Source organism: Olsenella sp. An270 (assembly GCF_002159735.1).
Classification (GTDB): Bacteria; Actinomycetota; Coriobacteriia; order Coriobacteriales; family Atopobiaceae; genus Thermophilibacter.
The window spans coordinates 55,203-69,194 of the sequence record NZ_NFJF01000005.1 but is presented as its reverse complement, the minus strand read 5'-3'; the positions used below and the strand labels follow the sequence as shown (position 1 = coordinate 69,194).

At 69.8% G+C, this 13,992-nt stretch carries 10 protein-coding genes; 5 read left to right on the top strand and 5 right to left on the bottom strand.

Translation table 11 applies throughout. The annotated features are described in order from the left end of the window. Positions 1–13 precede the first annotated feature (13 nt). Together B5F73_RS06630 and B5F73_RS06625 are read left to right on the top strand one after the other, a co-directional pair. Positions 14–490: a PIN domain-containing protein gene (locus B5F73_RS06630; protein ID WP_087227469.1), complete on the top strand. Its 477-nt coding sequence runs from the start codon at positions 14–16 to the stop codon at positions 488–490. A gap of 51 nt (positions 491–541) precedes the next feature. Further along, positions 542–1,459: a DUF5104 domain-containing protein gene (locus B5F73_RS06625; RefSeq protein ID WP_087227468.1), complete on the top strand. Its 918-nt coding sequence runs from the start codon at positions 542–544 to the stop codon at positions 1,457–1,459. On the opposite strand, the gene B5F73_RS06620 is transcribed toward B5F73_RS06625, so the two are convergent. From B5F73_RS06620 to yaaA, 3 genes are all read right to left on the bottom strand, one after another. After that, a complete protein-coding gene (locus B5F73_RS06620) occupies positions 1,456–2,748 on the bottom strand; it encodes an ATP-binding protein (protein ID WP_087227467.1) in 1,293 nt (430 codons plus the stop codon). The two genes, B5F73_RS06625 and B5F73_RS06620, sit on opposite strands and share 4 nt — an antisense overlap. Positions 2,749–2,803: 55 nt before the next feature. Beyond that, positions 2,804–4,327, bottom strand: a complete 1,524-nt coding sequence (locus B5F73_RS06615; protein WP_087227466.1) for a TerB N-terminal domain-containing protein — start codon at positions 4,325–4,327, stop codon at positions 2,804–2,806. Positions 4,328–4,607: 280 nt separating this feature from the next. Next, positions 4,608–5,372 carry a peroxide stress protein YaaA gene (gene yaaA / locus B5F73_RS06610; RefSeq protein WP_239379824.1) on the bottom strand — a complete coding sequence of 255 codons (765 nt, stop codon included), beginning with the start codon at positions 5,370–5,372 and terminating at the stop codon, positions 4,608–4,610. A gap of 63 nt (positions 5,373–5,435) precedes the next feature. Here yaaA and B5F73_RS06605 point away from each other — a divergent pair, with 63 nt between their 5' ends. Further along, positions 5,436–6,275 carry a fused MFS/spermidine synthase gene (locus B5F73_RS06605; protein ID WP_087227465.1) on the top strand — a complete coding sequence of 280 codons (840 nt, stop codon included), beginning with the start codon at positions 5,436–5,438 and terminating at the stop codon, positions 6,273–6,275. A 77-nt stretch (positions 6,276–6,352) separates the two neighbouring features. Then, complete coding sequence (gene htpG / locus B5F73_RS06600; protein ID WP_087227464.1) at positions 6,353–8,377, top strand: molecular chaperone HtpG; 2,025 nt, start codon at positions 6,353–6,355, stop codon at positions 8,375–8,377. Positions 8,378–8,403: 26 nt separating this feature from the next. Here the strand turns inward: htpG and B5F73_RS06595 are convergent, their stop codons facing one another. Together B5F73_RS06595 and B5F73_RS06590 are read right to left on the bottom strand one after the other, a co-directional pair. Continuing rightward, positions 8,404–11,505, bottom strand: coding sequence for a transglutaminaseTgpA domain-containing protein (locus B5F73_RS06595; protein WP_087227463.1), 3,102 nt, complete (start codon positions 11,503–11,505; stop codon positions 8,404–8,406). Then, positions 11,505–12,503 (bottom strand): MoxR family ATPase, encoded by a 999-nt coding sequence (locus B5F73_RS06590; RefSeq protein ID WP_087227462.1) that lies wholly within the window; start codon positions 12,501–12,503, stop codon positions 11,505–11,507. Before B5F73_RS06590 ends, B5F73_RS06595 begins: the two co-directional genes overlap by 1 nt. Positions 12,504–12,645: 142 nt before the next feature. On the opposite strand from B5F73_RS06590, the gene B5F73_RS06585 reads away from it, so the two are divergent. Beyond that, entirely contained in the window at positions 12,646–13,992 is a 1,347-nt protein-coding gene (locus tag B5F73_RS06585; protein ID WP_087227461.1) for a CHAD domain-containing protein, read from the top strand.

Below are 13,992 nucleotides of genomic sequence, written 5' to 3'. Positions count from 1 at the left end.
CCCGCGGCTATCTATGCTCCTGGATACCAATGTCTGGCTTGACTACTATCTCCCTTGGAGAGGTGGTCACGCGGTGGCCAGGCAGCTCATAGAGCGTGCCCTCGAGGATAATCGGACCTTGGCCTATGCCGTCTCAACCGTCAAGGACGTGTACTACATGGTGGCGGCTGAACACAAGCGCGCCGAGCGCGCGGCGGCTGGCTCGCTCAGCGATTCCGCCGCTCAGGCGGCGACCGCCACGGCATGGGGCTGTATCAACAACATGCAGGCAATTGCCTGCGCCGTACCGCTCGACCACACGGACGTGTGGATGGCCACCAAGCAGCGTGCCCTGCACGGGGACTTCGAGGACGACCTCGTCATCGCATCGTCGATGCGAGGCAAGGTCGACTATCTCGTGACCAACGACGAAGCGCTCCTGCGACACTGCCCCGTAGCAGCGCTCAACGCGACGGACATGTGCAAACTACTGGAGATTCGGCAAGAATAGGGGTGTCGGTCGCGCACGGCGGCTTGATACGACCTCGTGTGAGGGGGAGTCATGAGCGCAAAAGACGAGTTCCGCGTAAGGGCTCTCGCGACGTGTGCCCTCGCGCTGGCCGTAGTCGCCTTGTGTGCGGGATGCTCCGAGCGCGTTGACTCCCTCGTCCGCTTTGTCAAAAGCCAGGTGACGGGCGAGGAGTACGTGAGCCCGCGGGGACAGGCCTGCCTCGACGCGGCGGAGGGCCTTCTCGATGCCCTCGAGGCAGGCGACGGGGATGCGATCGTCGAGCTCTTTTCGCCCGAGGTCCGCGCGGGCTCCGATGATCTTGACGATCAGGCCAGGGAGCTGGCGGAGAGTTGTTCCGGTCACGTTGGCTACCTGGACACCCACTCGGTGACGCGCCCCATGGAATCCGAGAGGATCGATGACGGCAAGCGCCGCGTCGAACTCTCGACCGACTTCTCGTTTGCCCTCGGCGGAAAGAACTACTGGTGCTACATGACGCTTGTGAGCGAGAACGACTTTGACGAGGCAGAGGTGGGCGTCTCCACCGTCATCGTGTGGTCCGAGGACGCGTACTCGGCGATGCTCTACGACGCGCGCGAGACGGACTGGCCCGAGGGGACGGGACTGCACCTCCGGCTGAGCTATCCCCTGGAGTGGGAGACGCGCCTCGTGAATGACGACCCCCTGCGCTACGAGGTCGGGGACACCATCCCAGACGTTGATGACGTCACTGCGTTTCTCGACGGGGGCGAGAAGAACGTCGATGACTTCGAGGAGCGTTTTGGCCGGCCCTGCTGCGTGTCGTGGACGGGCGACGGGCGTGTCTACTACGAGCTCGCCGGCGACGGGGAGGGTCCCCGCTATCTCGAGGTGAACGCGACGGCGCCGGACGAGCCGATCTACTCCGCGTATGTGGTGGACGAGCGCGACGTTGTCGAGAAGGTATGGGATGCGGGCGGCGACGCCTAGATCGTGAACTCGGCGTAGGCGTCGTCGACGTCCTGAGCGCCGGCCGCCACGACGGGGGCAGCGACGGCTCCGGAGAACGCGTCGGTCTTGAGCAGGGCGTCCACGTTTGCGCCCGGGTTCTGGCACAGTATGTCCAAAAGCTCGATGAAGTCGCGGATGACCTCACGCGGCGTCAGGTGGGTGTCGGCGCCGACGCGACCGAACTCGGTCCTGAGGAAGCTCACGAGCTGCGTCTCGGTGAGGGTGCGCTCGTAGCCGAAGTAGCCGGCGTGGATGTCGGCGAGCTTCTCGATGAGGACGAGCAGCTCCTCGTAGGTGAGCGGCTCCAGGTGAATGACGGGCGCGAGCATGTCCGCGAGACCGGCGCTCGCGAAGCGCCCCTGCGTGAGACGGCTGCGCAGGGCCTCGTAGGAGAAGACGCCACGGCGGCGGTCCTCGATGGACTGCGGGGTGCCGCCCATGATGATCCCCAGGTGATGCGCCTTGCCCTGGAGCGTGTCGTTGTACATGGTGAGGATCTTCTCGTAGTTGTACTGGCGCGAGGTGGCGTTGGGGATCTTGTAGAGGTTCACGAGCTCGTCTATCAGCACGACGAGGCCCTTGTAGCCGGCGCCCACGAGGAACTGTGCGAAGAGCTTGAGGTACTCGTACCAGGTGTCGTCGGTGATGCAGGCGTTGACGCCGAGCTCGGTGCGGGCCTCGGTCTTGGTGCGGAACTCGCCGCGGAGCCACTTGACCACACCGGCGCGCCGCTCGTCGTCGCCCTCGAGGCTGGCCTGGTAGTAGAGCCGCAGGACCTGCGTGAAGTCAAAGCCGCAGACGAGCTCGCGGATGGGGGCGAGCTGCTCGGCGAGGGCAACCTCGGCGTCGGGCTGCTCGCGCAGCGCCGCGACCCAGCGGTCGAGCACGAGCTGGAGCGCACCGCCCTCGGGGCGCGTCTTGGTGGACAGGTTGCGGACGAGCTCGCGATAGGTGGCGAGGCCCTGGCCCTGCCCGCCCTGGAGGCGACGCTCGGGGGAGAGGTCGGCGTCCGCCACGACGAAGTCGTTTCCCATGGCGTGCGTGCGGATGGTCTGCAGCAGGAAGCTCTTGCCGGCGCCGTAGCGGCCGACGAGGAAGCGGAAGCTCGCGCCGCCGTCTGCCACGAGCTCGAGGTCGTGCAGGAGCGCCTGAATCTCACGCTCCCGGCCCACGGTGACGTAGGGCAACCCGATGCGCGGCACGACGCCGCCCTTGAGGGAGTTGATGATGACCGCCGCTATGCGCTTGGGTACCCGCACGTCACCCATTGTGTCACCCCTCCTCTTTGCCTGTGAGGAGGCAATTCTAGCACACGTGTTCTAACTAAGAGAGCGCCTCGCGTACGTCCTCGATGTAGTCCTCGACCAGGGCGGGGGAACCCATCTCGTCGAACTCGACGACGGTGTCGCCCACGAGGTCGAACAGCTTCTCGTTAATGGAGTCGACGATAAGGTCGACGCTGGCGACGGCCTCGGCGCGTCCGTCGAGGAGGCCCCGGAGGAACGCGAGCTCGTCGGGGGAGAGCCCGAGCCCCTCGCCTGCCCCGTCCGCCCGTTTTGGAACGAGGACCGTCATCTCGTCCTCGCGCTCCTCGTCCACGAGCAGCGCCTCGCGGGTCTCGGCGGCGGTCGACCGGATGCTCGCGAGCTTGGAGAGGTCGATCTCTATGCGGCGGGGTGTGTGGGTGCGGCGCCACTCCAGGAAGTCACGGGCTTCGCGGTCGATGATCTGCGCGAGGTACTTGGGGTCACCGCGGCCCTTGAGCTGGTGGGGGTAGTCGAGCGCCTCTCGGAGCCGCTGGTCGACGGCATGGAGGATCTGCCCCAGCTTGGCGCTCCGGGCACCGCCGTCATGAAGGGAGTCGCGGGTCCAGATTCCGTTGCGGCAAACGAAGCGGCAGGTGTCGTCGAGCTCGACGACGCAGTCCTCGTGGCGCTCCCCGGGATAGAACACGGCCGACGCGAACATGAGGTGAGGCATCGCGTGGCGCACGCCGAAGAGGCTCTCGGTGATGCCCTGGGCACGGCTTCCGCTGTAGTAGCGGGCGAGCTGGAAGAAGGTTCCGCAGGCGACGCTCGCGAGCGCGTCGGGATCGTCCTGGTAGAGACGAGTCTCCTTGAGACGGTACGTGGAGAGCGCGTCGAGCGCGTCGAGGAGCTCGGGGTCTGCCCTGTTCACATAGGGGTCCCTGCGGCGCCCTCCCCGTCGGGAGGACGCGAGCGCGTCCGCCTCCGCGCGGGCGAGGACCGCGACCGCGCGGTCATGCGCGGTGTTGAGGTAGGGCCGGGCGAGCTCGGCGGGAAGGCTATGGTAGATCGCATAGTCTACGAGCCAGGGGCGAACGTAGCGGTCCATGGCGGGCTCGAACGCGCGGTAGCTCCGCCAGAACGACTCGATGGCGCGAAACGCGGGTTCCCCCGGATCCGCCCCGATGCCGTTGATGAGCTCATACAGGTAGACGTAGGCGAACGACGTGGAGGTGCGCTCGACGGTGCCGCCGCGCACGTGCGTGCGCCAGGTGAAGTAGCCACGCAGCTGCGGGTTGGTCATCGACTCGTAGGTCGGGAAGTAGCTCTTGAACTCCCCCTCGTAGGGAAAGTCGTCCTCGTAGTCGGCCATGAGACGTGCCTGCTCCACGAACAGGTGCGCGTCCGACCAAGAGCGGGCCTCGGGCCTACGGGCGAGGGACCGCATCTCGCGGATGGGCTCGGGAAGATAGCTGGCGAGCTGCGAGCCGCGCAGGAGGATCGGCTCGTCGGCGTAGGTGCGCTCGCTCGCGAAGGCACGGCCGCCCTTCGCGCGAGTCGCGGCGATGATCTGCTCTATGATCGCGTCGACGTCCGGCATGGTCCTCCCAAGGGTGTCGTTCCATGGTACTCGACCGCCGCGTCTGCCGGTGATTGCGTAAAAGTGTCGCTCGTGTAGCATTACGGCGACTCTGGGCGCAAAACATCGATTCGTGTAGCGCAAAAACGCCCCGAAATCTCGTTTTGATTCAATGATGTATTTTGCTATCAGGCAAAACGTCACAGACGGAGAGGACTGCGATCAAAAAAGCCAAAGATGACGCTACACGAATCGACGTTTCGTGCAGCGGATGGGGCGTAATGTCGCACGAGCAAGGGTTTTATGCACTGTCGGTGCGAACGAAGACCAGGGTGTCGCCATCTGAGCGCCGCTCGTCGAGTGCATAGCCGCGCTCGTCGAAGGCGCGCACGTCGCGCGGCTCCTCGACGCCTCGCTCGGCGCACCAGCGGACGAAGGTGCCGCGCGCCGCCTTGGCCTCGGTCGCCGGCTGGCGGAGCCTCCCGTCGCGCACCATGCCAAAGAGGCAGGTAAGGACCTGGGGCCCGTCGGGGCGAACCCAGGGCGTGACGGCCCGGGCATACTCGACCGAGGCGACGTTGACGATCGTGTCGCAGCCCTCCTCGGCGAGCGTCTCGTAGAGGGAGTTCCCCCAGAACCCGTAGAGGTCGCGCTCACCGTCAACAGCAAGGCGCGCCTGCATCTCCAGACGGTACGGGACCACCCCGTCGAGCGGCCGGAGCACCCCGTAGAGGCCCGAGAGGATACGGAGGTGCTCGTCGAGCCACGCGAGCTCGCGCTCGGACATGACCCCGGGTGCGAGGTGCGTGTACTGGATTCCCTCGTAGGCAACGGCCGCCGCCGTGGTGTCGCGCTCGAGGTTCATGGCCTGGAACCGCTCGTAGTTGAGGTCGGCGAGCCGATCGCTGCAGGCCCAGAGGGCCTGGGCCTCGTCGCGGGAGAGCGCCCGGACCGCGCGCATGAGCCGCCCCGCCCGTTTGAGGAACCGCGGCTCGCGCACGGGCCAGGGCGGCGCGTCGACCGCACGCATCTTCTTGGCGGGTGAGACGATGAACCTCAGTGACATGGACGCTCCTTCCGGCACCAATCGTAGCAGCCGTCTATCATGTGGGCAGAGAGGAGGCGTGCATTGTCCGGAAGAAGCAAGGTCGCGGTCGCCGCGCTGGCGGCAGGCGTCGCCGTCGCGGCACGCTGGCTCTCTCGCGTGCGCCCGCACGTCGTGCGCACCATGAGCGGCCCCGCGCTCGTCTACGTCATGCGCGACGACGCCGGCGAGCCCGTGCGCGTCCTGCGCACGGGCGGCGTCCTCCAGTCCGCGACCTATCTCGGCGAGGGGAGGATGGAGCCGGTCTTCGAGTACTACCGAGCCTTCGGGCGCCTCTTCGACCTGCGCCCCGACGCCCGACGCGTGCTCGCGATCGGCGGCGGGGGATTCGCTTTTCCCAAGCTCGTGGCAGCGGGCCATCCGGGCGTGCGAACCGACGTCGTAGAGATAGACCCCGCCGTCATCCGGGCGGCACGTCGCTGGTTCTTCCTTGACGAGGCCGTCTCCCTCGCCCGCACGTCCGGCGGCGAGCTGAGCGTGACCTGCGACGACGGTCGCCGCTTCCTCGAGCGCCGCGTCGGCCCCTATGACGCCGTGATCCTCGACGTGTTCGTCGGTGCCGACCCCGTCCGCTCGCTCGCCACGGTCGAGGCGATGCGCCTGGCCCGGCGCGCCCTCGCGCCCGACGGGCTCCTCCTCGCGAACGTCGTCTCGCGCGACGGCGGCACGGACGTGAGCTTCCTGCGCTCGGAGGTCTCGACCGCCCTTTCCGTCTTCTCGCACGTCGAGGTCGCCCTCGCAACCGACGACGCCCACGCCGTCGAGGACAACTACCTCCTCGTCGCGTCCGACGCCCCCGTGGGGCTCCCCGACGCCATACCGTACGACGCGGACTTCCCCGGCGAGCCCCTGTTTGACATCTAAGCGCACACGACTGAGATTATCTAAAAACGGGTACACTACCCCACGTTCAACAACCCGCACGGAAAGGGGCGCACCGCATGCGCAAGTTCAAGACTGAGAGCAAGAAGCTCCTCGACCTCATGATCAACTCCATCTACACCAACCGCGAGATCTTCCTCCGCGAGCTGATCTCCAACGCCTCGGACGCGATCGACAAGCTCTACCTCAAGAGCCTCACGGACAGCTCCGTGCAGGTCGACCAGGCCAACCTCGCCATCAACGTTGCCTTCGACAAGGACGCCCGCACCATCACCGTCTCCGACAACGGCATCGGCATGACGGCCGAGGAGCTCGAGAAGAACCTCGGCACCATCGCCCACTCTGGCTCCGAGGAGTTCAAGGCGGCCAACGCCGAGGCCCAGGGCGACGCCGTGGACATCATCGGCCGCTTTGGCGTGGGCTTCTACTCCGCCTTCATGGTCGCCAAGGAGGTCAGCGTGGTCACGCGCGCCTGGGGCGCAGACGAGTGCAGCCGCTGGACCTCCGACGGCGTCGAGGGCTACACGATCGAGCCCGTTGCCGCCGACGACCCGGCGTATCGCGAGACTTGCGGCACCACGATCACCCTTACCCTCAAGGAGAACGCCGAGGAGGCCGACTACGACGAGTTCCTCAGCGAGTGGAAGCTCCGCGAGCTCATCAAGAAGTACAGCAACTACGTGCGTTACCCCGTGCAGATGCTCGTGACCAAGAGTCGCGAGAAGGAGAAGCCCGCGGACGCCGGCGACGACTACAAGCCGGAGTGGGAGGACTACACCGAGCTCGAGACCATCAACTCGATGACCCCCATCTGGAAGAAGCGCGCCTCCGAGGTCACCGAGGAGGAGTACGCTGAGTTCTATAAGTCCACGTTCCACGAGTGGACCGACCCCGCCCGCACCTTCACCCTGCACGCCGAGGGTACGCTCGAGTACGACGCGCTGCTGTTCATCCCCGGCAGGGCCCCCTTCGACCTCTACAGCCGTGACTACGAGAAGGGCCTCGAGCTCTACAGCTCGAACGTCCTCATCATGGAGAAGTGTGCCGACCTCCTGCCCGACTACTACAACTTCGTCCGAGGCGTCGTCGACTCCTCCGACGTCTCCCTCAACATCTCCCGCGAGACGCTCCAGCAGACCCGCCAGCTCCAGGCCATGGCGCGCCGCATCGAGAAGAAGATCACCTCCGAGCTCGAGGCCATGCGCGACAACGACCGCGAGGCGTACGAGACCTTCTTCGAGAACTTCGGCCACGGCCTCAAGTACGGCATCTACTCCAGCTACGGCATGAAGAAGGACGAGCTCGCCGGCCTGCTCCTGTTCTGGAGCGCGCGCGAGCAGAAGATGGTCACGCTCCAGGAGTACGTGGCTGCCATGCCGGCAAATCAGAAGGCGATCTACTACGCCGCCGGCGACGACCGCGAGCGCCTCGCCAAGATGCCCGTGGTTGAGTCCGTTCTGGCCAAGGGCTACGACGTGCTCCTCTGCACGCAGGACGTCGACGAGTTCTGCTTCCAGGCCATGCGTGACTTCACGGCGACCGGCCTGCCCAAGACCTACGCCGACGACGCCGCTCGCGAGGCGGCCGAGAAGGCCGTCGCCGACGGTGCCGAGCCCGAGGTCGAGGACCGCACGGTCGAGCTCAAGAACGTCAGTGCCGGCGACCTGGACCTTGCGAGCGACGAGGAGAAGAAGGAGGCCGAGGAGGCCACCAAGGCCAACGAGGGCCTGTTCGGCGCCATGAAGGACGCGCTGGGCGAGAAGGTCGAGAAGGTCGCGGTGTCCACGCGCCTCGCGGCCGACGGCGCGCCCGCGGTCATCACCTCCGAGGGCCCGCTCTCGCTCGAGATGGAGAAGGTCCTCTCGGCCGGCCCCGAGGCGGAGCAGGCGCCCAAGGCCGTCCGCGTGCTCGAGGTCAACGCCAAGCACCCGGTCTTCGAGAAGCTCCGCGCCGCGCAGGAGGCGGGCGACAAGGACAAGGTCGCGCTCTACGCCGGGCTCCTCTACAACCAGGCGCTGCTCGTCGAGGGCATCCTGCCCGAGGACCCCGTGGCCTTCGCGTCGCAGGTCTGCGAGCTGATGTAGCGAACGCGTCCGCTTGACGACGGGGTCTAGCCGTAGCGCTCGAGGCAGGCGTTGCGGGCGATGCGGCGGACCTCGGCGGCGCGGGCGTCGTCGTCCAGCTGCTCGCATATACGCTCGACGATGATGTCCTCGGTGGCGCTCTTGTCCCAGCGGACGCCGGAGCGCCATGCCCTGCGGCAGATGCGCCTCCAGGCGGCCTGCCAGGTCGCGGTTCTGCGGCGTCGGGCGAGAAGGACGGCCGCGGCGCCGGCCACGGCGAGAGCCACAAGGCCGAGAGGGACGACCGCCCGCCAGGGAAGCGGCGAGGCGTCGTCCTTCTCGGCCTCCTCTCTGGGAGCGTCCTGCTGCGGAGACTCCTCCACGGGCTCCGTGGGCGTCTCCTCCGGCGCAGGCTCGCTCGTCGGCGTCTCACCCTCCGACGTCTCCTCCGCCTCCGGCGTCGACGTTCCCGCCCCCGCAGCGGGCGTCACGTCCACGCCGACCCAGCCGATGCCGTCGAACCAGACCTCGGCCCAGGCGTGGAGCTCGCGCATCGTGACCACGTAGCTCCCGGCGTCGTCTCGCTGCGCGGACGGCGCGTAGCCGAGCGCCACGCGCGCGGGTACGCCGAGCTCGCGCGCGAGCAGGGCGAACGTCGTCGCGTAGTGCACGCAGTAGCCGGAGCGCGACTCGAGGAAGCTCCCGATCGTCTCGAGGTTGCCCTCGTCTCCGCCGGGCGCGTCGAGCGAGTACGAGAAGCTCCCGTCGGTGAAGTAGGAGACGAGCCAGCGGATGGCGTCGACCTGGGTGACGAGGTTTGCGCCCGCGTCCCCCGCGCCCTCGGAGCGCGCCCGCGCGACGACGTCGGCGACCTCGTCGGGCAGCTCCGAGGGGACCTCGAGTGCCCGTGCGCCGGGACCGCTCCTGCCTCGGTCGTAGCCCTCGAGCGCCGGGGCGACGCGGAGGAGCGTGTCCAGGTACGAGGCGCCCGTGACCGGCGCGAGGTAGCAGCCGCTCGCCTCGAGCGACCCGTCGTCGCCGAGGAGCCCCGTGGCGGACCCCGGTGGGGTGGGCATGGAGGGATCGGCCCCCTCCTCGGGCGCAAGGGTCGTCGTGACGTAGGGCACGAGCTGCGACGCCCACGCGTCCCCGTCGATCCCCCCGGCGCGGCCCGCCCAGTAGAGCGGCGAGTCGTCCTCGAGCGCGGTGCCGTCGCGCCCCTCGAAGCGCCACGTTGATCCGTCGAAGGTGTCGAGCACGCCGAGCCGCAGGTAGACGGGACCGATCGACGTCGTGTCATAGGTGAGGACGCGCTCGTTCGAGCGGCTGCGGAGGTCGCGCGAGAGGTCCACGAGCGTCTCAACCCGCGTTCCACCCGCGGACCACGGCGAGAAGTCGGCCGTCGGCGCGACGGCCGCCGCACCCCAGCCGAGCGCGCAGGCGAGCGCCGTCACGAGGAGCGCCCGCGGGACGCGGGGCCTCCGACAGCCCGAGAGCCAGACGAGCATAAGGCCCAGGGCGACGGTCGCGCCCACCCACCCGAGGCGCGCGGCGGGGCCCATGATGGACTGGTCGGCGGCGGCGAGCGCGAGCGGGACGAGCGCGGCGGCACCACGCAGGGCGCGGGAGGCCGAGAGGCAGGCGAGCAGGGCGGCGAGCCCGGAGCCCATGAGCACGACGAGGATGTCCCAGGTCTCGTCGGCCGGGCCCGACGCGGCGCCGGCGAGCTGCTCCGCCCCGGTGTCGACGATCACGCGCAGCCAGCGCAGGGGCTCGTCCCAGACCGTCTGGAGCCGCGCGGCCTCGGTGCCCTCCACCGCGACGGCGCCCACGCGGCCGTCGAGGAGCCAGAGCGCGAGGGCCGCGCCCGCAACCAAAAGCGCGACGGCGAGAAGGACGGTCGCGCCCGCACGCACGGCGGGCCGCGCCCCGGCCCGTCGCAGCAGCGCGCCGAGTGCCGAGCCCAGAGCCGCCCCGGGGACGAGCAGCGTGGGGACGATTCCCGACCACGCGCCCTCGTAGATCATGCTCGCGAGCGAGACCGCCGCGAGCAGCGCGAGCGCGCAGCAGGCGAGCAGGGCGGCGAGCTCGGCGACGGCGCCCGGGCGGGCGGGGGCCGCCGCGGCCTGCGTGGGCTCCGCCACGGCGTCGTCCTTCTCGGCGGTCCCCTCATGCGCCCCCGCGACGCCCGCCGACCCCGTCGCGCGAACGACGGTGACGGAGCCTGCGAGCGGCCCGCGGGTCAGTGCCCGGGCGAAGGCTCCCTCCGGGTCCCGGGTCACGAGCACGACGCGCCGCCGGGAGGGGCCGCCCCCGGCGATGCGCGTCACCTCGCGGGCCCTGCGCGCCGCCTCCTCTCCGTCCGCGCGCTCGCCCACGACGGCGGCGCAGAAGCGCTCCTGCTGGATTGGCGAGCGCAGGACGCGGACACCGTCGCTCAGGAGGACGTCCGGCACCCTCTGAAGGCCGCGGAGGACGGCCGCGAGGGCGGCGGCGAGCCCGTCGCCGTTGCCTGCCCCGATCGCATCCGCGACCACGAGGACGGGCGGCGCGTCGGTGCCCGTCTGCTCGAACGACATGAGCTCGCCGTGGTGGGCGGTCTGCCGCCAGGCGATCCTGCGGATTCCGTCGCCCTTCTCGTAGGGCCGCACGCTCGTGCGGTCCTGCTCGGACGTGCGCTCGGCGATGCGCGCCAGCGGCCGCCCGGCGACGTGACGGAGCAGCTCGGGGCTCACGACGGGTGGGACGCGCAGCTCGCGGTCGGAGGGCTCGACGCGCGTGGCGCGCCAGAACCCGAAGGCGTCCGACCAGGTCACGCGCACGCTCCGCTGGCGGTAGAGGCCGCGCCGCGCGCCGGGGGCGGACAGGCTCTCGACGACCTCGCCGCGCTGGTCGACGCGCACCCAAGACTCGGCGCGCGAGCTCGCCTCGAAGAGGGCGGAGCCGGCCCGAGCGCCCACGGCCCGGGCGAGAAGGACCTCGGCGAGCCCAAGTGCGCAGGAGGCGAGCAGGGCGATGCCGGCGGCCCCCGGGGCGAGCCAGCCGCCGACCAGGCCGGCGGCGAGCAGCCCGGAGCCGATCAGGAGCTGGGCCGCGCCGCGGCGCGTGAGGGCCAGCGGCCGGGCGTTCTTCTCGCCCCGCACTCCCATCAGCGACGCGAGCCCGGGGCGCTCACCCGTGAGATGACGCGCGCGAGGACGGCGCGCTGCTGCTCTGCCTGCGGGGTGCCGGGGATGGCATCGCGCAGCACGAGGCGGTGCGCGAGCACGGCGGGGGCGAGCGTGCGGACGTCCTCGGGGAAGACCGCCGTCCTCCCGTCGAGCAGGGCGTGCGTGCGGCTGACGGCGAGCAGGGCGAGTCCGGCGCGCGGGGAGGCCCCGAGCCTGACCTCGGGGGCGCGGCGCGTGGCGTCGAGGATGGCGAGGGCGTAGTCGGCGACCTCCTCGCTCACGTGCACGCCCGACGCGAGCGCGCGGAACACCCGGACGTCGGCGAGGTCGCAGACGGGCCTCACGCGCGAAACCGGGTCCGTGCCCGACGCGCCGACGAGCATGGCGCGCTCGTCGGCGGGCGCGGGGTAGCCCAGGCTCGCACGCACCATGAAGCGGTCGAGCTGCGCCTCGGGAAGCGGGTAGGTCCCCTCCATCTCGACGGGGTTCTGGGTCGCCAGGACGAAGAAGGGGTCGGGCAGGTCGTAGGTGGTGCCGTCCACGGACACCCGCCGCTCCTCCATGGCCTCGAGCAGGGCCGACTGCGTCTTGGGGTTGGCGCGGTTGATCTCGTCGGCGAGCACCACGTCCGAGAAGACCGGGCCGGGGTGGAAGGTGAAGGCGCGCGCCTGCGGGTCCCAGACGCTGACGCCGGTGAGGTCGCTCGGGAGCATGTCGGGCGTGAACTGGACGCGGGTGACGCGCGCGTTGACGGCGCGGGCGAGGGCGCGGGCGAGCGTGGTCTTCCCGACGCCCGGCACGTCCTCGAGCAGCAGGTGTCCGCCGGAGAGCAGACACATCACCGAGAGGGCGATCGTCTCCTTGCGGGTGCTGAGCGTCGCGGCGAGCTGCTCGGCGATCGCGTGGCCGAGACGGGCGGCGGAGGTCGCGTCGGTCCCGGCGGATGCTGGCGCGTGGTTGGCGTGGTTGGGGTTCATGGACGCACCTCCTTGCGGGTGGATATATCTAGTGTCGTTGTTACGAGCCTGAAAGCCGCTCCCCGGGGCAGCTAATCGGTGAGCGGCGAATTGCTATGCTAGGGGTTCGGTGGTTCCGCCGAATGCGAAGGACGGGGGAGACATGGTCAAGTTGCTGGTTCTCGTTCGGCACGGTGCGCCCGAGGCGACGTCGCCCACGGGCTCCGACCTCGACCGCAGGCTCACGGAGTCGGGCGCCCGCTCGCTCAGGGCCGCCTATCCCCGCACCTTCTCCCTGCTCGGCGACGCCGCGCAGGTCCGCGTCTGGAGCAGCCCCGCCGTGCGCGCCCTCGAGACGGCCGACGTGGTCGCCGCCGCGGTGGGCGTCGAGGACATCGAGGTCCGCCAGTCGCTCTACGCCCAGGACGGAGCGACCTTCCTCGCCGAGCTCGAGGCGGTCGACGTGCCGTGCGTGATCGCCGTGGGGCACGCTCCCTTCGTGGACACGCTCGCCGCGCGCATGGTCGGCACCTGCCCGCCCTTCGGCAAGGGGACCGCCGTCGCCATCGACCTGCCCGAGGGCCCCGCCCGTCGCGGCGTCCTGCGCTGGTACGTGGCCGGTCCCGAGTGCGCCTCATGGGAGGAGCTCGCGCTCGTGGAGCGCGCCCTGGCCGACTCCGCGAAGGACCTCGCGGGCAGCGCCAAGGCGTTTCTCGCCAGCCCGGACGAGCCGTCGAGGCTCCTGGAGTTTAGGGTGGCCATCCGCCGCGTGCGCTCCCTCCTGCAGTTCCTCGCGCCGTGGCAGGGCAAGAAGCAGAACCGGCGCTGCGAGCACGTCCTCAAGGAGCTGCAGGTTGCCTCTGCCCGCCTGCGTGCCCTCGACATCCTCTCCGACGCCGTGGACGGCCTCGTGGAGAGCGGCGAGCTGGGCGAGAACTGCCTGCTGCCGATGGCGTGCGCCAAGGAGCGCGCGCTCGAGTGCTCGTCGCTCGTCACGCTGATGCGCAAGCACAACGCCGCGAAGGACCTCAAGCGCCTCGCCCGCGACCTCGGCTGTCTCAGCTGGAAGTCCAAGGTCGCGGAGCGCGGGCTCACCGCCGAGGACTTCCGCGCGCGCTTTGACGCCCAGTTCAACGAGGTCGACGAGGGCCTCTTTGGCCTCGACCTGCGCGACGGCGACGCCGTGTACGTGGCGCGTCGCGACACCAAGGAGATGCGCTACGTGGCCGAGCGCCTGGGCGAGGTCCTGGGCCCCGACCGCGCGCAGATGGGCGAGTACCTCGACGAGATCCAGCGCGAGCTGGGCGCCCTCTCGGATGCCCGCAGCAACAAGCAGCTCGCCGAGGAGTGCGCCAAGAGCCCGCGCTTCCGCGGCGTGCGCGCCGACCTCGGCGTGGTGGCGCGCGACCAGGCCGAGGTCGTCTCGGCCATCACGTCCGGCATGGAGCGGCGCGAGGCCGACGGGCGCCCCGCCCGCACCTCCGACGTCGTCGACGACGAGGAGGAGTAG

Bases quoted from the DNA above. Each gene is read 5' to 3' on its own strand.
- B5F73_RS06630 (WP_087227469.1), top strand. From the start codon at position 14: ATGCTCCTGGATACCAATGTCTGGCTTGACTACTATCTCCCTTGGAGA.
- B5F73_RS06625 (WP_087227468.1), top strand. From the start codon at position 542: ATGAGCGCAAAAGACGAGTTCCGCGTAAGGGCTCTCGCGACGTGTGCC.
- B5F73_RS06620 (WP_087227467.1), bottom strand. From the start codon at position 2,748: ATGGGTGACGTGCGGGTACCCAAGCGCATAGCGGCGGTCATCATCAAC.
- B5F73_RS06615 (WP_087227466.1), bottom strand. From the start codon at position 4,327: ATGCCGGACGTCGACGCGATCATAGAGCAGATCATCGCCGCGACTCGC.
- yaaA (WP_239379824.1), bottom strand. From the start codon at position 5,372: ATGTCACTGAGGTTCATCGTCTCACCCGCCAAGAAGATGCGTGCGGTC.
- htpG (WP_087227464.1), top strand. From the start codon at position 6,353: ATGCGCAAGTTCAAGACTGAGAGCAAGAAGCTCCTCGACCTCATGATC.
- B5F73_RS06595 (WP_087227463.1), bottom strand. From the start codon at position 11,505: ATGGGAGTGCGGGGCGAGAAGAACGCCCGGCCGCTGGCCCTCACGCGC.
- B5F73_RS06590 (WP_087227462.1), bottom strand. From the start codon at position 12,503: ATGAACCCCAACCACGCCAACCACGCGCCAGCATCCGCCGGGACCGAC.
- B5F73_RS06585 (WP_087227461.1), top strand. From the start codon at position 12,646: ATGGTCAAGTTGCTGGTTCTCGTTCGGCACGGTGCGCCCGAGGCGACG.